This is a genomic window from Paenibacillus lycopersici (assembly GCF_010119935.1).
Classification (GTDB): domain Bacteria; phylum Bacillota; class Bacilli; order Paenibacillales; family Paenibacillaceae; genus Paenibacillus_Z; species Paenibacillus_Z lycopersici.
On record NZ_CP048209.1, the window covers coordinates 2,194,230 to 2,213,185 of the forward strand.

Sequence of the window (18,956 nt, forward strand, 5' to 3'; positions counted from 1 at the left end):
GCGGCATTTTGCCAGATCGGCGGACGTACGGTACAATTGAAGCGAATATGTAAATTTCACCTGGACGGGAACGGCGGAAGGGGCATGGACTCGGTTCGGATGATAGTAATCGGGAGGGCAAGCCATTGAGCGGTTTAGCAGGAAGACCGGCCGCGACAGCGTGGCCCGGAGGAATTTTGCAAGTGCGGGTGCCTTTGCCGTTCTCGCTGAAGTGGGTAAACAGCTATTTGCTGCGGGACGGGCGGGGGTATACGCTGATCGATCCCGGTTTGCACACGCCTGAGGCGGTTGAGGCATGGGAAGGGGGCATGGCCGCGCACGGAATCGGGTATCCGGAAATCCATACGATCATACTGACGCACCAGCACCCCGATCATTACGGCCTTGCCGGATGGTTTCAAGCGAGAAGCGGCGCCCCGGTCCTCATGTCGGCGGAATCGCACGCTTACGCGCAGCGACTGTGGGGAGCGGACGGCGGAGCGGCGTTCGCGGACGAATTGACGGCGCTGTACGCGCTGCACGGCATGCCGCCAGAGGTTGTCGCGACGATGCGCCCGCATTTGGACGGTTTTATCGCGAAAGTATCGCCGCAGCCCGAGGTGCAATACATAACGGCGGGACAAGTCTTCCGCATGGCGGAGACGGACTGGCAGTCGATCGACGCGCCGGGCCATGCAGGCGGGCAATTATGCTTCTACGCGCCGGCCAAGCGGTGGATGCTCTGCGGCGATCAAGTACTGCCGACCATTACGCCGAACATCAGCGTCGTTCCCGGCGAAGACGACAGGCAGCTGGAACGGTTTCTGGCCAGCCTATGGGAATTGGCCGGTTACGACGTCGAGCTCGCCTTCCCGGGGCACCGGGAGCCGTTCGAGCGCTTCGGAGAGCGGGCGGCCGAGCTGGCGGCGCATCATGAGCGGCGGTTGGCGAACATCGCCGACATGCTGCGCGAATCGCCCGGTTCGGCGTACTCGGTATGCATGCGGCTGTTCGGCGAACGCATCGCGGGCGATGCCCACCATATGCGGTTCGCGATGTCGGAGACGCTGGCCCACGTTTACCATCTGGAGCACCGGAATGTCATTGCCGGACGCGTCCGGAATGGGATAGTCGAGTACTTTGCATAGACGTTCATTGCATGGAGGCACATTGCGAGAGGAACATTGCAAGAGGCACATTGCATAGAGGGATTTCATGCGATTTCCCGGAAAAGGAGCCCGCGGATTATGGTCATGTCACGCTCTGAATCCCATCAACGACAGAAGGAGAAACGATCCAGGCGGATGCGAAGGCTGATCGTCGTCAATCTCGTCATGCTTGCGATTCTCTGCATCCTGGCGGTCTTGTACGCGATCCAGCGTCAAGACGGAGGCGGCAACCTGGATGCCGGGCGGAACGGAAATCAACCGCCCGCAGGGAATGAAGCGGGAGCGGACGGCTCGCACGATCCTCCGGCTGCCGGCGCCGATTCCGATGCCGGCAGCGAAGCGGCGCAACAGGATGCGAACGGAACGACCGCTTCGAACGGAGCGGCGGCTGGTTCGGATGACGGCCCAGCGGCTTCCGGTTCGGCCGGCGGAGGAGCCGTCGGCGACGGTGCAGGCGGAGCGCCGACGAACGCATCGTCCGGAAGCGATAATTCGGCGAGCGGCCAGGAGACGGGAGGCGCAGACGGTCCGGCGGACAGCGGCGCTGCCGGCGGCTTGGCGGCCCCGGGCGCGGCGACGACGGGAAGCGGTTCGGGAGAAGCCGCGCTCGGGGACCGCGTGGTCAACCTGTCGTTTACCGGGGATATCCTGCTTGCGGCTTCGGTCGAGAAGCTTCTGCTCAAGAACGGCTACGACTATCCGTACGCGAAGGTACAGCAGTATTTGCAGCTGTCGGACGTGACGGCCGCGAATTTGGAAACGCCCGTTACGCTGCGCGGAACGCCGGCCGAGAATAAACAGTACGTCTATAAATCATCGCCGGACGCGCTGCCGGCCCTGGTCGACTCCGGGGTCGACGTCGTCAGCCTGGCCAACAATCATACGCTCGACCAAGGGGAAGAAGGACTTCTAGATACAATCGATTATTTGAACAAAGCGAAGCTGCCTTATATCGGCGCGGGGATAAACGATACCGAAGCGTTCAAGCCGGTCATCAAGGAAGCGGACGGTATCAAGATCGCCTACATCGGACTGACGCGGGTCGTGCCCGTCACCTCCTGGAAGGCGGATAAGAATCATCCGGGCCTTGCCGAATCGTACGATCCGACGCGGGCCGTCGCCGCCATCAAGAAAGCGAAGGCGGAAGCGGACGTCGTCGTCGTCATGGTGCATTGGGGCACCGAGCTGCAGGATATGCCGAATGCGGATCAGACGCGTCTCGGCCATGCCTATATCGATGCGGGCGCGGATCTGGTCGTAGGCAGCCACCCGCATATACTCGAAGGCTTCGAATCGTACAAAGGCAAATGGATTGCTTACAGCCTCGGCAATTTCATATTCAGCGGCATGCCCGACAAGCGGACGGCCGACACGGGCGTATTGGACGCCCAATGCGACGCCGCCGGGAAGTGCGCGCTCACGTTCCATCCGATGCGGGCGGTGCAGTCGCAGCCGGCCCCGCTGGAAGGCGAGGAAGCCGAAGCGCTGCTGAAGCGGCTGTCGGGCATCTCGATCCGCGCCGCCGTCGACGCGCAGGGACAAGTTCATTCGAAGGAGTGATGGCGATGTTAAACCCATGCGTTGCCCACCGGGGCGCGTCGGGCTTGGCGCCGGAGAACACGATGGCTTCATTCCGGAAGGCGATGTCGTTCCCGTTCGTGCAGTGGATCGAGCTGGACGTGCAGCTTTCCAAAGACGGCGTTCCGGTCGTCATTCACGACGATTCGCTGAAACGAACGGCCGGAACGGCCGGACGGGTCAGCGATTATACGGCCGAGGAATTGGGACGGATGGATGCGGGAAGCTGGTTCGATAAGTCGTTCGCCGGCGAAGGGATTCCGACGCTGGAGGAAGTCTTGGACGCGACGATCGGTCGCTGCCGGCTCAATATCGAGCTGAAAACATACGGCGGCCGGTATCCCGGATTGGAACGCAAGGTGGTCGAGCTGCTGTGCCGGAAAAGGCTCCAGCATGATTCGGTCATCACGTCCTTCGACCGCGACGCGCTTCGGCAAGTGCGGGAACTGACGCAGGAGGTGCGGACGGGGCTCATTATCGATGCGCTGCCCTGGACGCTGAAGGAGGAGCTGAAACGGATGGGCGCGTCGTTCTTGTCGATCGGCTATTCGCGCGTCTCCGGGACGCTGCTCGCGGACATGCGGCAGGCGGGCATCGACGTCATGGCATGGACGGTGAACGACGTGCCGATGATGAAGCGGCTGGCCAGGCTGAACGGCTCGCTCATGATTTGCACGAACTACCCGGACCGGTTCCAGTCTGCGGTCCATGCCTGCGAATAGTAGCTTGAGAGAGACGCATAGCGCGGTCTGGCCGCGGCTATGCGTCTCGTTATGTGGACGAATGGCTGGGCTTGGCTGGAAGCCGATCAAGGCGTTTCGTCTACGTCGTCCTTGTAGCGTTCGCGAATTTCAAGCAGCTCGGGCAGCTTGTCCAGGAACACGTCGACGACGCGGGGATCGAAATGCCGCCCGCGCTCTTCGCGGAACAGCTCCAGTATGCGGTCCAATTCCCATGCTTTCTTGTACGCCCGGTCGCTGCCGAGCGCGTCGAATACGTCGGCGACGGCGGTGATTCGGCCGTACAAATGGATTTCCTCACCTTGCAGCCCTTGCGGATATCCGGTGCCGTCCCATTTCTCGTGGTGGTGGTACGCAACGATGGCGGCCGTCTTCAGCAGCTTGCGTCCGGATGTTCGGAGCAGCTGGTAGCCGACTTCCGTATGCAGCTTCATCCGGTTGAATTCCTCGGGCGTCAGCTTGCCCGGCTTGAGCAGGATGGCGTCCGGAATGGCGACTTTGCCGATGTCGTGCATGGGGGAGACGGTGCGCAGCAGCTCCGCCTCCTGGACGGACAAGCCGAGGCCGAGCGCGAGTACGGAGGAGTAGTCCGCGACCCGTTTGACGTGATTGCCGGTTTCCTTGGAGCGTCCTTCGCCGATCTGTCCCATCGTGAATATAATTTCGCGCTGCGTGGATTCGATCTCCTCCTGCAGCATGACGGATTCCAGCGATTTGCCGGCGTAGGCTGCGGCAAGCTTGAGCTGCTCGAGGTCCCGCTGCGCGAAGGCGCCTTGCGGCGTTTGTTTGTTAACGGCCTGATACGCGCCGATAATGACGCCGTCATTGCCGACGAAAGGCACGGTTATGACCGCTTTCGTCCGATAGCCTGTCCGTTGATCGTTATCGGCGTTATGCCGTTCGTCGGCGTAGGCGTCTTCGATCAGGAGGCATTCTCCCGTCTCGATGGAATGGCCGACGAATCCGGTTCCGAGCGGGACGCGGATTTCTTGCACGCCGTGCGCGATGTTGGTGAACAGCTCTTGGTTGGCATGGTCGATCAGCCAGACGGTGCAGCGGTCGGCGAGGATCATTTCCCGGCCCATGTCCGCCATGAGCAGGAGCACGTTTCGCAAGCTGCGCTGGCCGCCGATCTTGGCGGTATACTCGAAGATGATGCGCAGCAGCTCTTCGGGCGTCTGCTCCGGCGGAGTTGAAGTTTCGTCAGCGTGCGCGTAGTCGGATTTGTTCATCTTCAGACGATACTCCTTCGCATATGGGGTTGTTCCGTTTATAATTAGGATGCTAGGACAGTAGTTCAACATCAACGGTCATAATCCTGCTTCCGTTTCCGAGCAAAGACAAATTTCGACATCGACATTCGCAAAGCAGCGGGGGAATTCAAAAATGGAATGGTGGATAAGAGCAGCCGCGGGTTTGCTGGGCAGCGGCCTGATAGCGGCCGCCGCTTACCGGCTGAGATCGCTGTCCGGTTCCGGCGCCTGGTCGGCGGCGATCATGGGGACCGGTTACGTGGCGTTTGGCGGGCCGTTATGGGCCGGCGCGCTGCTTGCTTTCTTCCTGTCCTCGACACTGTGGTCCAAATGGAAGCGGCGGCACGCGAAGAAGGAAGCGGCGGAAGCGAACTATGCCAAAAGCGGCCGCCGCGACGCCATGCAAGTATGGGCGAACGGCGGGCTGGGACTGCTGCTGTGCATCGCGCACGCCGCGTGGCCCGCGGCCGGCTGGATGTATGCCTTCGCAGGCGTGATGGCGGCCGTCAACGCGGATACGTGGGCGACGGAGATCGGCGCGTTGAGCCGCCGTCCTCCGCGCTCGCTGCTCGGCGGCCGCCGCGTGACGGCCGGCACGAGCGGCGGCGTCACGGCGCTCGGCAGCGCCGCCGCTCTGGCCGGCGCGGCGTTCATCGGCGCGGTCGCCGCCGTGCTCGCGCCGGCCGGCGGAGACGCCTGGCCGGGCGCGCTGCTCGCCGCCGCGGCCATCGCCGGCACGGCCGGCGCCTTCGCGGACTCGCTGCTCGGCGCGACCGTGCAGGCAATGTACCGCTGCCCCGTATGCGGCAGCGAAACGGAGCGCGCCGCGCATTGCGGCGTCGCGGCCGTGCGGATCCGCGGCTTCGCCGTCATGACGAACGACGCGGTCAATTTCGCGTCTTCGGCCGCCGCCGGCTTGCTGGCGTGGGGCATCGGCTGCGCCTTCGGCTAGGCGCGGTCCAGGCCGCGTCGCGCGCGTAACGCCGCAGCGCGCGCTCGCTGGCACGGCCGATTTGCTCGCGCGCCGCGTGCGGCAGCACCGCACCAGCGGCTCGCACGCCTGCGAAGCGCCGCATATCACTGCTTTCCTTCTGAACCATAATTTACCAATAACCGCAAATTACGAATAAATCAATCCACGATAACGCCGCAAATTCGCCCGCAATCTTGTATCCGATTTCAAAAACCTAATTTTACCTATGTAAATGGAGATATATGAAGGTTGACAGAGAGGGGAAACCCCTAGTATCCTAACTCTGATAGAAAAAATTTACAACTTATTTAATTAACTTGTAAGCGAATTCATAGCTAGCTGCGGAAGGGGATTGACCGAACGTGACAATCGTTCCGGCGGAGACGCCGATGGCGCAAGTCTTGCTGCAAGCGGTGAAGGTGAAGAAAGTGTTCGGCAGGGGCGACAATGCTGTAACCGCTATCAAAAATATCAATCTATCCATCCGTCGGGGATCGATGATCGCGCTTAAAGGGCGCTCGGGATCCGGGAAGACGACGCTGCTCAACTTGCTCGCGGCGCTCGATCAGCCGACGGAAGGCCAGGTCTTCTACGATGGCAAGATCATCTCGGACCTGTCGGAGAAGCAGCGGAGCACATGGCGGCGAACGAACCTCGGACTGGTGTTTCAGGCCTTCGGCTTGATTCCGCTCATGTCGGCCTACGAGAACGTGGAATTCGGCCTGCGCATCGCGGGCAGCAATCCCGCGCTGCACAAGGAGCGTGCGGAGCAGGCGCTGGAATGGGTGGGCATGAAAGGAAGGATGAAGCATCGTCCCCCGGAGCTTTCGGGCGGCGAGCAGCAGCGTATCGCGATCGCAAGGGCGATCGCGCATCGTCCGGCGCTTCTGCTGGCGGACGAGCCTACGGCCGAGCTGGACAGCCGGATGGGATTGCAAGTCATCAAAGTGTTTCGCGACCTCGTTGAGAACTTGGGCATGACGATCGTAATGACGACGCATGACCCCGGCATTATGGAAATCGTCGATCATGTTATTGCATTGGAGGATGGAGAGATTGCCGTTGAACCGACCGTCTAATCGCCGAAGAGGGCGGATTGGCTTACAAGCCGCCACCGTAATTGTAGCCGCAGCCATGCTGTCCGGCTGTTCCCTGCTCCCAGCCAAAGAAACGACGCTTCAGCCGCCGCTCATCAAGCCGGTGGAGGAGAAGATCGATGCCGTCGCGGTGAAGAAAGGCACGATCGAACGTTATTTCTCCGGCGCGGCCGTCGTCGCTTCCAGCCACACGGTCCCCGTCTTCTATAAAGAAAGCGGCAGATTGAAAGCGCTGCACGTGACGCAAGGCGCCGAAGTCAAAGCGGGCCAGCTGATCGCCGAGCTCGACCGGGGCGATATCGACCTGCGGATCAAGCTGGAGAAGCTGAACCTCGAGCGCGCCCAGATCGCGCTTAACGCCGCCCTGCGCGACGGCGCGTCGGGCAACGATCTGCGTCTGAAGCAGATTGACGTGGAGCGCGAGCAGATTACGCTCGAGTCCATGCAGCAGCAGCTCGAATCCGCGCAGCTGACGGCACCGATCGACGGCGTAATCGCTTATATGGACCAGAAGTCCTCGGGCGACAGCATTAACGGGTATACGCCGATCGTCACGATCGACGACCCGAAGAAGACGTACCTGGTCTTCGCGGCCGACGACGCGAAGCAGATTGCGTCGATCGAGCGGGAGATGCCCGTTGAGATCACGATCAACAATAAACCGGTCGCGGGCAAGGTGCTGCAAGCGCCTCTGGATGCGCCGATCACCGGGAACAAGGACGTCGACGAACGCAATACGAAGATGTTGTACGTCGGCATCTCGGATCCGTCCGTCAAGCTCGAACTCGGCAAATCCGTCCAGATCAAAATCGGTCTGGAGAAGAAATCGAACGTCATCGTCATTCCGCGCAGCGGGCTGCGGACGTATTTGGGGCGCACCTACGTGCAAGTGGCCGACGGCGACCGCCGCAAGGAAGTCGACGTGGAACCGGGAATCATGACGCAGACGGATGTCGAGATCAAGAAGGGATTAGAAGAAGGCATGAAAGTCATTTTGAATAACTAATCCCTGCGGATCAGGCGAGAAGAGGTGAAACGATGCCAATCGTAACGATGATTTTTCGAAAAATGGCAAAGAACCGCTGGCTGCAGCTCAACTTGTGGCTGGGGCTTACCATATGCGTCGCGCTGTTCAGCTCGATGCCGCTTTACTCGCACGCGATTTTGCAGCGTACGCTGTTCAAGGAACTGCAGCAGCTGCAGAAAGACAGCAACGTCTATCCGGGCATGCTGCGCGCGGCGACTTCCGTCTCGGGGGGACGCTCGTTCGAGGTCGTGCACGGGCTGATCCAGAAGGCGGACCAATACATGGCGGACGCGCCGAAGAGGCTGGGCATGGACGCGCAATCCTACATCGTCTCGCGCAGCACGCAGTCGATCCGCGTCCTGCCTGCCGACGCATCCGCCCAGGAGAAGCGCGACCTGGTCGTGTCCGGCAGCTTCCGCACCGTATCGGATCTCGAGAAGCGCGTGAACGTGATCGACGGGCGTCTGCCGGATCCGAAGCGGAGCGACGGCGTCTACGAGGTGCTGGTTACGCCGAAGTTCATTATCGATTTGAAGCGCGATCTGGGCAAGGAACTCGTCTACACGGACAAGGATACGGGCGATAAGATCCGTATTATTCCGGTCGGCATCATAGAGTCCAAGCAAGCGAACGCCTACGATCAGATTAATGTCGAAGCGAACAACAACTCCTTCTACATTCCGTTCGACCAGTTCAATCACGATTTCGTCGACAACCCGGGGAAGCTTAACCTGTCGGTGCTGTCCTGGCAGTATTCGCTCGATTATTCCCAGATGAACATCGACCGCATCGACACGTACGTGTCGCAATTCGATGCCATGACCAAATATTTCAATACCCGCCTTGGCATCGGCAACGTCGAAATGCCGGCCAAGACGCCGATCGCGACGTACACGGAGAAGAAGGACAAGCTGAACCTGATGCTCTGGTCGCTCTATTCGCCGGTCATGTTCATGCTAGCGTTCTATCTCTACATGGCGGCCAATCTCATTATCGACCGGCAGAAAACCGAAATCTCGGTGCTGCGGAGCCGCGGCGCCAGCCGGATGCAGATCATGTCCGTGTTTCTGTTCGAAAGCTTGCTGCTCGGGCTGCTGGCGCTCGCGGCGGGTCCGTTCATCGGCGTCTATTTCACCAAGCTGCTCGGCGCGTCCAGCGGGTTCCTGGAATTCGTGTCGCGTGCCTCGCTTGACGTCGTTCTGAACAGCACCTCTTACAAAATCGCCGCCGGCGCGGTCGTGGGCTCGATCATTCTGATCCTGATCCCGGCCTTCCTGGCGACGAAGGTGACCATCGTCGGCCACAAGCAGCAGATGGCGCGGCTCACGAAGCTGTCGTTCTGGCATACGATCGGCGCGGATTTTATTCTGATCGGCATATCGGTCTACATGCTGTACCGCTTCAACAACCAGCTTTCCGACTTGAAGCAGCTCGCGCTCGATCCGACCTCCATTCAGGTCGATCCGCTCATGTTCTTCATGCCGGCGATTTTCTCGCTTGGCGCGGGGCTGTTCATTCTTCGGATCTATCCGTGGTTCATTAAATTGGTGTTCTGGGTCGGACGCAGATGGTGGACGCCGGCGCTCTATTCCACGCTGCTGCAGATCAGCCGTTCCTCGACCCAGTATTTGACGATCAAGGTGTTTCTGATCATGACGATCGCGACGGGGCTGTTCAGCGCGAACGCCGCCCGCACGATCAACGGGAACATGGAGGACCGGATTCAGTATACGACCGGCTCCGATATCCAGCTCTCCGTCCATTGGGATAATGACGCGCCGCCGCCTCCGCCGCCGGGGGCGCCGCAAGGCGGAGATTCAGGCGATTCGACGGCGACGAAGCCGAAGGTCGTCACGTACACGGAGCCTTCGTTCATCACGATGACCCAGCTGGCGGGCGTCGACACGGCCGCGCGCGTCTTCCGCAGGCCGGATGCCAGCTTCTCCGCGAACGGACAGAACGGCTCCGTCACCTTGTACGGCATCGATACGTACGAGTTCGGCAAAGTCGCCTGGATGCGCGGTGGACTGCTGCAGTATCCGTTGAACAGTTACTTGAACCTGATCGCGTCGAATCCGAAGGCGGTGCTCGTCTCGCGTTCGATGGCGAAGCAGTACGGCGTCAAAGCCGGCGATACGATTTCCGCGAAGTGGGAGGGGCTCGACAGCGCGGACTTCATCGTCTACGGCATCGTCGATTACTGGCCGGGCTGGAGCCCGCTGCCGACCTCGGGCAATGCGGACGACGAGAACGTCAGGCTGCCGAACCTCATCGTCGGCCAGCTGTCTTATATCCAGAATCACTTGGCGCTCGAGCCGTACGAAGTATGGATCAAGCTGAAGGACGGCGAGGGCAGCAAAGTCATTTATGACGATCTGATCAAGAAGAACATTCCGATCGAGAAGCTCGTCGATGCCAACCAGCTGCTGATCCGTTCCAAGAACGATCCGTTCCGGCTGGCAATCAACGGCGTCATGACGCTCGGCTTCGTCATTTCGATGCTCATCAGCTTCTTCGGCTTCCTGTTGTTCTGGGTGCTGACGTTGTCGCGCAGAACGCTGCAGTTCGGCATATTGCGGGCGATGGGGATATCGTTCAGGCAGATTCTCGGCATGCTCTTAAGCGAGCAGCTGCTGACCTCGGCGGCGGCGATTCTGTTCGGCGTCATCATCGGCAATACCGTCAGCCGCTTGTTCGTGCCGCTGTTCCAGCTGTCCTTCAACGCGTCGGATCAAGTGCCGCCGTTTGCGATCGTCCGCCAACTGAGCGATTACGTGCAGCTGTACAGCGTCGTCGGCTTGATGCTGGCGATCGGCCTTGGCGTGCTGGCCTACCGCGTATCCCGCATGAAGATCACGCAAGCGCTGAAGCTAGGGGAGGAATAAGCGATGATCCATTGCGACGGACTTGTGAAAATTTATAAAACCGACGATCTGGAAGTCGTCGCGCTGCAAGGGCTTGACCTGCACGTCGAAGCCGGCGAGCTGATGGCTATCATCGGCAACAGCGGCAGCGGCAAATCGACGCTGCTGAACATGCTGGGCGGGCTTGACCGCCCGTCCGCCGGCAAGCTGACCGTGGACGACAAGGATTTGCTGAAATTCACGGAGAAGGATCTGGTCACGTACAAGCGAGAAACGGTCGGCTTCGTCTGGCAAAACAATGCGCGCAACCTCATTCCATACTTGACGGCGCTCGAGAACGTGGAGCTGCCGATGATGCTCAAGGGGCGCAACAAGCGGCTGCGGGCGCTGGAACTGCTGGATGCGGTCGGCCTCAGCCACCGCATCAAGAACCGGCTCAGCGAGCTGTCGGGCGGCGAGCAGCAGCGCGTGGCGATTGCCATCGCGCTGTCGAACGAGCCGAAGCTGCTGCTCGCGGACGAGCCGACCGGCTCGCTTGATACGAAGATGTCGAATCAAATTCTGGACCTGTTCCGCGAGCTGAACCGCAGCATCGGCATTACGATCGTCATCGTTACGCATGACCCGCATCTTGCGCGTAAAGTAGACCGCGTCGTCGCGATCCGCGACGGCAAAACGTCGTCGGAGATTATCCGGCGCCAGTCGTACGCGGAGGAGCTCGCAGCGCTGGAGAACGGCGACATCGCCGTCGCGGAGGAGAGCCACGTGGAATACGCCGTCATCGACAAGGCCGGACGGCTCCAAATCCCGTCGACTTACCTGCAGGCGGACGAATTCAAAGAGAAGAACAAAGTGCGCGTCGAGATGGAAGACGGCCGGATCATCATCTATCCGCCCGAATCTTGATTGCAGCACGCCAATACGCGACACAGCCGAGACCGCTTTCGAGATGAAGGCGGTCTTTCGGTTCCGCGTGCGCGCATCGGCAGCCCGGAGTGATGTTCCGATATAACGATTAATTCATAGTTTACGGGTAGGAATAATGAATGTATAATGAGCCTATCCAGTAGTCGATTAGGGGGAGTAATCATATGCCAAAAGTAATCGTCATTAACGGAAGCCCGAATCCGGTATCCCGTCTGAACGGCATTCTATTGTACGCCGAGGAGAAGCTCGTTGCGCTCGGTTGGGAAATCGCGCACCTGCATGTCGCGTCGCTGCCCGCGGAAGACTTGATCAAAGCCCGGTTCGACAGCCCGGCGATCGCCGAAGCAAGCCGTCTCGTCGCGGAAGCCGACGCGGTCATCGTAGCAAGTCCCGTCTACAAGGCGTCGTACACCGGCGTGCTGAAGACGTTCCTCGATCTTCTCCCGCAGAAAGGGCTCGCCGGCAAAATCGTCCTTCCGTTCTTCATCGGCGGCACGATCGCGCATCTGCTCGCGATCGATTTCGCGCTGAAGCCGCTCCTATCGGCGCTGTACGCCAAGCATGTGGAGACCGGCGTCTACGCGGTCGATTCGCAAATCTTGAAAACCGACGACGGTTCGTTCATCCTCGAAGAGGAGCTCGCGCAGCGGCTGAACGCGGCGGTCGCTTCGTTCGCGGAGACGACGCTGCTGCTGAAGCAGTAGACACCGACTGACGGCAGCCGTCTTCGCGCGGCGGCCGCCGTAATCGTGCCTTGGCGCTCATACGCCTAATAAAAAAGCAGCGGTTCCGGACGATCCGGAGCTCCGCTGCTTTTTATGTTGCCTCCCGGCGGGAAGCCGATTATTTCGTCAATTGTTCCATTTGCTCGATCAGGCTTTCGAAGACGCTCATCGCTTCCTCAATCGGCTGCGGCGAGGACATGTCGACACCGGCCTTCTTGAGAATGTTGATCGAGTAATCGCTGCCGCCGCTCTTCAGGAAGCCGAGGTAGCGATCCACCGCAGGCGCGCCTTCCTCCAGAATCTGCTTCGAGAAGCTCGTCGCGGCGGAGAAGCCTGTCGCGTACTTGAAGACATAGAAGCTGGTATAGAAATGCGGGATGCGCGCCCATTCCATCTCGATGTCCTTGTCGATGACCATGCCGTCGCCGTAGTACAGCTTGTTGAGATCGTAGTAGATTTTGCTCAGATCCTGCGGCGTCAAGGAATCGCCTTCCTCCGCGCGCTGGTGGATGAGCATCTCGAATTCCGCGAACATCGTTTGACGGAACACCGTCGTGCGGAATTGGTCGGCGTAGTAGGTGAGCAGGTACATTTTCTCCTTCGGATCGGTCGACTTCTTCAGCATGTAATCCATGAGAAGCGCTTCGTTCAGCGTCGAGGCGACCTCGGCCAGGAAGATGGTGTACTGCGCGTCGCGGTAGTCCTGATTGCTGTCGGAATAGTAGGAATGCAGCGCGTGGCCCATTTCATGCGTCAGCGTGAACATGCTGTTCAGGTTGTCCTTATGGTTCAGCAGCACGTAAGGATGCGTGCCGTACGCGCCCCAGCTGTAAGCGCCGGTCCGCTTGCCTTCGTTCTCGTAGACGTCGATCCACTTGTCGTCGAAGCCCTGCTGCAGCACGTTCAAATAGTCTTTGCCGAGCGGCTGCAAGCTTTCTTTGACCGTCTCTTTCGCCTGCTCGTAGGTAATGTCCATCTTGAATTCGTCCACCAGCGGCGCGAACAGGTCGTACATATGGAGCTCGTCGACCTTCAGCAGCTTCTTGCGCAGCTCCATGTAACGGTACATGAGCGGCAGATGCTTGTGAATCGTGCCGATCAGGTTCGTATAAACCTCTTTCGGAATGTTATCGCCGTAGAGCGACATTTCGAGCGTCGACGGGTATTTGCGCGCGCGGGAATAGAAAATGTTCTTCGTCACGTTCGCGCTCAGCGTGGCGGCGATCGTGTTCTTCAATTTGCCGTACGTGTCGTACATGGCCTTGAAAGCGCCGGCCCGCACGTCGCGGTTCTTGCTCTCGAGGAACTGTATGTAGCGGCCTTGGGTCAGTTCGACTTCCTCGCCGTTGTCGTCCTTTACTTTCGGGAACTTCAGATCGGCGTTGTTCAGCATGCTGTAAATCGTGTTCGGCGCCTGGCTGATGTTGCCGACTTGCGCAAGCAGCGCTTCTTCCGACTTGGAGAGCACATGCGCTTTCTGACGGCGCATTTCTTCCAGCGTTTGGCGGTATTTCGCCAGGTCCGGATTCTCGATCATCGCATTCAGCGCCTCGTCCGACAGGGCGAGCACTTCCGGCGTAACGAAGGACAGCGCTTCGCCGGTTTCGACGCTCAGCTTCTTCGATTTCTCCGAGAGCGCCTGGAAGCTCGGCTCGGCGGTATCTTCGTGATGCTTCATGTTCGCGTATACGTAGAGGCGTTCGACCTTAAGCGACAGATCGTCTTCGAGCTGGAAGCAAGCTTTCAATTGCGCCGGATCGGCCAGCTTGCCCTGGAACGCCGCGACGCCTTTCATTTGCTCTTTCGCCTGCGCGTATTCCTTGTCCCATGCGGATTGATCCGCGAATAAGTCCTCGAGCTTCCAATGGTATTCGGGTGCGGTTTCGGATCGTTTCAGTACGTGGTTCATAGGAACCCTCCTCGCCTCGGTTTGGGATGGTGAATCGGACATTGCGGCATGGGGCGCTTGCGGGAGCAAGCCGTCCGCGCTGCTGCGCAGCAGCGAGAGCGAGAGAACGATCGGCAGCCACTTCACGGCAGAGGTCACGCTCCTTTGACAGAATGTGCCTCTTAGTGTGACCCGGCCGCGCGTTCGTTATGACCCCATGGTCGTCAAACTGTACACGATCAGGAAAAATGCGAAGGCGATGAATACGATCGCCGTGAGCGCAAGGCCTCTTCGCATGCTTGCGGGAATGTTGTTTCGCTGCATAAGGATGATGCCGCCCAGCGAAAAAGCCGCGATGATGAAAATGATCGTCGATGTCATATCCACGTGACTAATGATCTCCCCTTCGCAAAGCCTATGCATGTTCGCATAGGGTTATGTTCGCTATGCAGGTTCCAATTTCCTCCTGCTCGGAGGAGGCTGTCGTTAAATCGCGCGGAAACCTGCCATGATCGAGGCGCGCTCTTCTTCCTTGCCTACGAAATCCTCGGGACGGAAGCGGTTCTCGGCCCAATGCAGCATCTCCTGGCGGCTGACGAACGTATGGCATTCTTCGCCCCATTGATCGGAAATTTCGCGGACGATCAGCGTCTTGCCCTGCACCTCGACGTTGAGCATGTTGTATTTGTCGGTTTTATAAATTTGCACTTTCTTGAACATAAGACCATCCCTTCAATAATAAAGCTCGTCTATCTTCCCATGATAGCCAATAAACGGGGTAGAAATCAAATGGCACGCATGTTAGAATATGGCAACCGGACTCGCGGAACCCGCGCGTTCTGCCGTTCGGAGACGAGAAGAGAATGTAGAAGAGATGAGCAGAGACGAGGAGAGATGAGAATGAGCGACAAGTATGAGCAAATCGGCGTTGCCGTGACATGCCGCAGCTTCGGGGAGTACGTGCGCATGTTCGATCTGGAGGAACGGCCGCTGGCAGGGCGCATCCTCGATATTGCGGGAGGCGCGTCGTCCTTTACGGCCGACGCCGTAGCGGGCGGGCTGGACGCTTACGCCGCGGATCCAAGATATGCGCTGGACAGCGAGGCGCTGGTCGGGGAAGCGTTGGAAGAGATCGCCGCCGCGACGGCGAAGATCGAGAAGCTGGCCCATCAATTCGATTTCAGCTATTACGGCAGCGTGGCGAACCATCGCGCGAACCGGGAGGCTTCGCTTAGACGGTTCGATGCCCATTTCGGGCAGCCGGAGGAGCGGGATGCGCGCTACAAGGCCGGCAGTCTGCCGAATCTCCCTTTCGCGCCGGATTCCTTCGACCGCGTGCTGTGCAGCCATTTCCTGTTCCTCTACGAGGAGCAGTTCGACTATGCGTTTCACCGGGACGCAGTGCTGGAGATGATGCGCGTCTGCAAGCCGGGCGGGGAGATCCGCATTTATCCCGTCATGTCCCTTGGCTGGACCCCGTACGCGCATATGGATGAATTGCTGAACGACATTCGCGGGGCGGGCGGATCGCCGGAGTATTTCGCGGCCAAGCTGCCATTTATTCCCGGGTCAACGCTTGGTCTAATTGTCAAGGTCTAATTGCAAAAATATCCCATGGGGTATATAATGGAGAAAGCCGCCGAATACGGCGCTCATTTTTAGGAGGTTGTTACATTGAAAGGAACAGTTAAGTGGTTTAACGCAGAGAAAGGCTACGGCTTCATCCAAGTTGAGAACGGCGAAGACGTGTTCGTTCATTACTCCGCAATCCAAGGCGACGGCTTCAAGTCGTTGGACGAAGGCCAATCCGTAGAATTCGACATTACGCAAGGCAACCGCGGACCTCAAGCCGCTAACGTTATCAAGTTGTAAGGTAACGGCTTCCTGCGGGAAGCTTCTTATAATGGAGTAATGGAATAGATCCCATGCGATAGGATTACCCGGCCGATGCGGCCGGGTTTTTTTTGCGTCGCGGATCGGCGGCCGAAACGCGTGAAGTACCCTTCCGCGGCGTGGCCGCGCATGCGCTTGGCGCGCATGCAGCCGCAACGGCTGCGCGGTCCGGGAGGGGACGCCGTCGGACGAATCGCCAACGCTCGCTATAGCATATGGGGAACAAGTTTTCGCGCTGGATTTACACTCTATGAAATGGTACATTAGTGCATGGAGGTTTTGAGACGTGAACCATTACTTTACGTGGGATGACAGGCTTGGAATCTCGCTGCCGGATCTTGAACTGGAATGGGAGCAATACAGCGAATCGGAACGGATGGCTATCGTCGCGAAATGGGAAACCATTCGCGGTACGATTCCCGATCGCGTCATTGCTTTTGAGCGAATCATTAACGTCAAGCAGGCGGAATTGTTCGAAGAGGAAGATTTCGAGCGTTCCTGCGGCATTAATTCGGATATCGCGGATTTGGCAAGCCGGATCAACGACTTGCATATCTGGTATCGTATCAACCAAGAAATCGAAAACAAGCGCCATTCCTAGTAAGCGGAGTGGAATGAAGGAGGGCGCCCGATAATGAGCAAGTCAGCGCAGGCCCGCCAAGTGCCCCGAACGCCCGTTACCCTCATGTACAGGGTATACAAATACGTGTTGCCCGAAGTGCGCGCGGAACTGGCTCGGCTGCGGGTCATCGCCGAACGCATTCCGGATGATGAATTGCGCGTACAAGCGCTTGCCAGCATGACAAGCAAACAATTTCATTGCGAAGGCGGCGGCATCTATGCGGCCGGAAATTTAAAGCGCAGACATATTCTCGTGCCCTTGATCGTTTGCCTGCAAACGATCAGCGATTACTTGGACAATCTGTGCGACCGGAGCACGTCGCTGGATCCCGACGATTTCCGGCTGCTTCACCAATCCATGCTGGATGCCGTAGATCCTGACGCGCCGCTTCGGGATTATTACGCATTGCGCGCGGAGCGGGCGGACGGCGGCTATCTGCATGAGCTGGTCCGCACCTGCCAAGCCTGCGTCAAGCAGCTGCCCGCATATGCGCATGTTCGATCGTACGTCTCCGAGCTGGTCGGACTATACGGCGATTTGCAAGTGTACAAGCATATAGCGAAAGAGAATCGGGAGCCTGCCTTGCTGTCGTGGTGGGAGAAGCACCGTCATGCCGTGCCGCAGCTGCAATGGAACGAGTTTGCGGCCGCGACGGGATCCACGCTCGGCATGTTCATGCTGTTCTTGACCGCTTCGGACGAGGGCTGCACGCCCGCGGACGCGCTGCGTGTTCGGAACGCTTATTTTCCGCATGTGTGCGGACTTCATATCATGCTGGACTATTTGATCGATCAGGAAGAAGACCGCCTCGGCGGCGACTTGAACTTCTGCAATTATTACGAGAATCAGAGCCAGCTGATCGAACGGATCGGCATGATCGTCGAACGGGCCCGCAAGGACGTCGGCAGCTTGCCGGCGCCGAGGTTTCACCGGATGGTCATCGAAGGATTGATCGCGCTTTATTTATCCGATCCCAAGGTGAGCGGCCAGAAGGACGTGGAGCTGGTGTCGAAGCGGCTGATGCGCAGAAGCCCGCTGACGCGGCTGTTCTTCTGGGGCAACAGCGTCTTGATCCGCAAGCGCCTGTATTCGAACTAGATCCTTGCCAGCTTACAGATAACATTGAGGAGTGAAGAGGTATGTCAGCAGTAAAATCGATTGCCGTTCTTACAAGTGGTGGAGATTCGCAGGGGATGAACGCCGCGGTGCGCGCCGTCGTGCGAAGCGCGCTGTATCACGGTCTTGAAGTATACGGCGTGCAGCGCGGGTACCAAGGCCTGCTTAACGACGATTTGCGCAAAATGGATCTCAGGAGCGTGGGCGATATTATCCAACGCGGCGGCACGATCCTCCAAACGGCGCGGTGCAAAGAGTTTCTCACGCCGGAAGGCCAGCAGCGGGGCGCGGAAGTACTCCGCGAGCGCGGCGTCGACGGCCTGGTGGTCATCGGCGGAGACGGCTCTTACCAGGGCGCGAACAAGCTGTCCAAGCTCGGCATTAAGACGATGGGCCTGCCGGGCACGATCGATAACGATATTCCGTTCACCGACTACACGATCGGTTTCGATACGGCGGTCAGCATCGTCGTCGACGCGATCAACAAGCTGCGCGACACGATGACGTCGCATGAACGCTCGTCCGTCGTCGAAGTCATGGGCCGCCATTGCGGCGACATCGCCCTGTACGCGGGTCTCGCGAGCGGCGCCGAAACGATCATCGTGCCGGAAGTGCCGTTCGATCTCGACGCGGTCGCGAACCGGATGAAGGAAAACTTCGCTTCCGGCAAGCGCCACAGCATCATCGTCGTCGCCGAAGGCGCCGGCACGGGCGAAGAGATCGGGAACGGCATCATGACGCGCTGCGGCATGGAACCCCGCGTTACGGTACTCGGCCACATTCAGCGCGGCGGATCGCCGACGCACAATGACCGGATCCTGGCGAGCCAGCTCGGCGATTTCGCGGTGCGCAAGCTGATGGAAGGCGATTCCGGCAAGTCCTGCGGCATCATCAACGGCGAGTTGACCGTTACGGACATCGATACCGTCGTCAATACGAAGAAGCCGTTCAATATGGAACTGTACAACCTGGCGCTTCGTCTCTCGCAATAAACGCAATCGGATCAAATTCAACAGAGCCTTGAACAAGCGCCGCTCGGGACTAGCGACCAGGCGGCTGTTTAGGGCTCTCTTCATCTCTGCGGTCCATACGAACGCGGCCGCGG

General features: G+C 59.1%; 18 protein-coding genes. 14 read left to right on the forward strand and 4 right to left on the reverse strand.

What is annotated here, in order from left to right; translation table 11 throughout:
• Window positions 1-125: 125 nt before the first annotated feature.
• From GXP70_RS09465 to GXP70_RS09475, 3 genes are all read left to right on the forward strand, one after another.
• Complete coding sequence (locus GXP70_RS09465; RefSeq protein WP_162356208.1) at window positions 126-1,127, forward strand: MBL fold metallo-hydrolase; 1,002 nt, start codon at window positions 126-128, stop codon at window positions 1,125-1,127.
• A gap of 156 nt (window positions 1,128-1,283) precedes the next feature.
• Window positions 1,284-2,708: a CapA family protein gene (locus GXP70_RS09470; protein ID WP_225442739.1), complete on the forward strand. Its 1,425-nt coding sequence runs from the start codon at window positions 1,284-1,286 to the stop codon at window positions 2,706-2,708.
• A 5-nt stretch (window positions 2,709-2,713) separates the two neighbouring features.
• Complete coding sequence (locus GXP70_RS09475) at window positions 2,714-3,448, forward strand: glycerophosphodiester phosphodiesterase (protein WP_162356210.1); 735 nt, start codon at window positions 2,714-2,716, stop codon at window positions 3,446-3,448.
• A gap of 86 nt (window positions 3,449-3,534) precedes the next feature.
• Here the strand turns inward: GXP70_RS09475 and GXP70_RS09480 are convergent, their stop codons facing one another.
• Window positions 3,535-4,698, reverse strand: a complete 1,164-nt coding sequence (locus GXP70_RS09480; RefSeq protein ID WP_162356211.1) for a GAF and HD-GYP domain-containing protein — start codon at window positions 4,696-4,698, stop codon at window positions 3,535-3,537.
• 154 nt (window positions 4,699-4,852) lie between these two features.
• Here GXP70_RS09480 and GXP70_RS09485 point away from each other — a divergent pair, with 154 nt between their 5' ends.
• The 6 genes from GXP70_RS09485 to ssuE all read left to right on the forward strand — a co-directional run bounded on the left by GXP70_RS09485 (window position 4,853) and on the right by ssuE (window position 12,311).
• Entirely contained in the window at window positions 4,853-5,671 is an 819-nt protein-coding gene (locus GXP70_RS09485; protein ID WP_162356212.1) for a DUF92 domain-containing protein, read from the forward strand.
• 410 nt (window positions 5,672-6,081) lie between these two features.
• Window positions 6,082-6,771, forward strand: a complete 690-nt coding sequence (locus tag GXP70_RS09490) for an ABC transporter ATP-binding protein (RefSeq protein WP_162360395.1) — start codon at window positions 6,082-6,084, stop codon at window positions 6,769-6,771.
• On the forward strand, window positions 6,755-7,795 hold the full coding sequence (locus tag GXP70_RS09495) for an efflux RND transporter periplasmic adaptor subunit (protein WP_162356213.1): 1,041 nt from the start codon (window positions 6,755-6,757) through the stop codon (window positions 7,793-7,795). The genes GXP70_RS09490 and GXP70_RS09495 overlap by 17 nt, the downstream gene beginning before the upstream one ends.
• 32 nt (window positions 7,796-7,827) lie before the next feature.
• Entirely contained in the window at window positions 7,828-10,701 is a 2,874-nt protein-coding gene (locus GXP70_RS09500; RefSeq protein ID WP_162356214.1) for an ABC transporter permease, read from the forward strand.
• Between the two features lie 3 nt (window positions 10,702-10,704).
• Window positions 10,705-11,586 (forward strand): ABC transporter ATP-binding protein, encoded by an 882-nt coding sequence (locus tag GXP70_RS09505; RefSeq protein ID WP_162356215.1) that lies wholly within the window; start codon window positions 10,705-10,707, stop codon window positions 11,584-11,586.
• 185 nt (window positions 11,587-11,771) lie between these two features.
• Complete coding sequence (ssuE, locus tag GXP70_RS09510) at window positions 11,772-12,311, forward strand: NADPH-dependent FMN reductase (RefSeq protein WP_162356216.1); 540 nt, start codon at window positions 11,772-11,774, stop codon at window positions 12,309-12,311.
• 139 nt (window positions 12,312-12,450) lie between these two features.
• Here the strand turns inward: ssuE and pepF are convergent, their stop codons facing one another.
• The 3 genes from pepF to GXP70_RS09525 all read right to left on the reverse strand — a co-directional run bounded on the left by pepF (window position 12,451) and on the right by GXP70_RS09525 (window position 14,940).
• Window positions 12,451-14,241 (reverse strand): oligoendopeptidase F, encoded by a 1,791-nt coding sequence (gene pepF / locus GXP70_RS09515; protein ID WP_192043433.1) that lies wholly within the window; start codon window positions 14,239-14,241, stop codon window positions 12,451-12,453.
• Between the two features lie 186 nt (window positions 14,242-14,427).
• Window positions 14,428-14,607, reverse strand: a complete 180-nt coding sequence (locus tag GXP70_RS09520) for a hypothetical protein (protein WP_162356218.1) — start codon at window positions 14,605-14,607, stop codon at window positions 14,428-14,430.
• Window positions 14,608-14,706: 99 nt separating this feature from the next.
• Window positions 14,707-14,940, reverse strand: coding sequence for a hypothetical protein (locus GXP70_RS09525; protein ID WP_162356219.1), 234 nt, complete (start codon window positions 14,938-14,940; stop codon window positions 14,707-14,709).
• 180 nt (window positions 14,941-15,120) lie between these two features.
• On the opposite strand from GXP70_RS09525, the gene GXP70_RS09530 reads away from it, so the two are divergent.
• The 5 genes from GXP70_RS09530 to pfkA all read left to right on the forward strand — a co-directional run bounded on the left by GXP70_RS09530 (window position 15,121) and on the right by pfkA (window position 18,843).
• Window positions 15,121-15,819, forward strand: coding sequence for a class I SAM-dependent methyltransferase (locus tag GXP70_RS09530; RefSeq protein ID WP_162356220.1), 699 nt, complete (start codon window positions 15,121-15,123; stop codon window positions 15,817-15,819).
• Between the two features lie 75 nt (window positions 15,820-15,894).
• Entirely contained in the window at window positions 15,895-16,092 is a 198-nt protein-coding gene (locus GXP70_RS09535; RefSeq protein ID WP_161744850.1) for a cold shock domain-containing protein, read from the forward strand.
• Window positions 16,093-16,399: 307 nt separating this feature from the next.
• Window positions 16,400-16,714: a hypothetical protein gene (locus tag GXP70_RS09540; protein ID WP_162356221.1), complete on the forward strand. Its 315-nt coding sequence runs from the start codon at window positions 16,400-16,402 to the stop codon at window positions 16,712-16,714.
• Between the two features lie 33 nt (window positions 16,715-16,747).
• The gene (locus tag GXP70_RS09545) at window positions 16,748-17,833 is read left to right on the forward strand and encodes a tetraprenyl-beta-curcumene synthase family protein (protein WP_162356222.1); all 1,086 of its coding nucleotides are present in this window, start codon (window positions 16,748-16,750) and stop codon (window positions 17,831-17,833) included.
• A 41-nt stretch (window positions 17,834-17,874) separates the two neighbouring features.
• Entirely contained in the window at window positions 17,875-18,843 is a 969-nt protein-coding gene (gene pfkA, locus GXP70_RS09550; RefSeq protein WP_162356223.1) for a 6-phosphofructokinase, read from the forward strand.
• Window positions 18,844-18,956 lie beyond the last annotated feature (113 nt).

Excerpts from the sequence above, each read along its gene's own strand:
- GXP70_RS09485 (WP_162356212.1), top strand. The coding sequence starts at position 4,853 with ATGGAATGGTGGATAAGAGCAGCCGCGGGTTTGCTGGGCAGCGGCCTG.
- GXP70_RS09480 (WP_162356211.1), bottom strand. The coding sequence starts at position 4,698 with ATGAACAAATCCGACTACGCGCACGCTGACGAAACTTCAACTCCGCCG.
- GXP70_RS09505 (WP_162356215.1), top strand. The coding sequence starts at position 10,705 with ATGATCCATTGCGACGGACTTGTGAAAATTTATAAAACCGACGATCTG.
- GXP70_RS09490 (WP_162360395.1), top strand. The coding sequence starts at position 6,082 with ATGGCGCAAGTCTTGCTGCAAGCGGTGAAGGTGAAGAAAGTGTTCGGC.
- GXP70_RS09525 (WP_162356219.1), bottom strand. The coding sequence starts at position 14,940 with ATGTTCAAGAAAGTGCAAATTTATAAAACCGACAAATACAACATGCTC.
- GXP70_RS09545 (WP_162356222.1), top strand. The coding sequence starts at position 16,748 with ATGAGCAAGTCAGCGCAGGCCCGCCAAGTGCCCCGAACGCCCGTTACC.
- pepF (WP_192043433.1), bottom strand. The coding sequence starts at position 14,241 with ATGAACCACGTACTGAAACGATCCGAAACCGCACCCGAATACCATTGG.
- GXP70_RS09500 (WP_162356214.1), top strand. The coding sequence starts at position 7,828 with ATGCCAATCGTAACGATGATTTTTCGAAAAATGGCAAAGAACCGCTGG.
- GXP70_RS09470 (WP_225442739.1), top strand. The coding sequence starts at position 1,284 with ATGCGAAGGCTGATCGTCGTCAATCTCGTCATGCTTGCGATTCTCTGC.
- GXP70_RS09475 (WP_162356210.1), top strand. The coding sequence starts at position 2,714 with ATGTTAAACCCATGCGTTGCCCACCGGGGCGCGTCGGGCTTGGCGCCG.
- pfkA (WP_162356223.1), top strand. The coding sequence starts at position 17,875 with ATGTCAGCAGTAAAATCGATTGCCGTTCTTACAAGTGGTGGAGATTCG.
- ssuE (WP_162356216.1), top strand. The coding sequence starts at position 11,772 with ATGCCAAAAGTAATCGTCATTAACGGAAGCCCGAATCCGGTATCCCGT.
- GXP70_RS09530 (WP_162356220.1), top strand. The coding sequence starts at position 15,121 with ATGAGCGACAAGTATGAGCAAATCGGCGTTGCCGTGACATGCCGCAGC.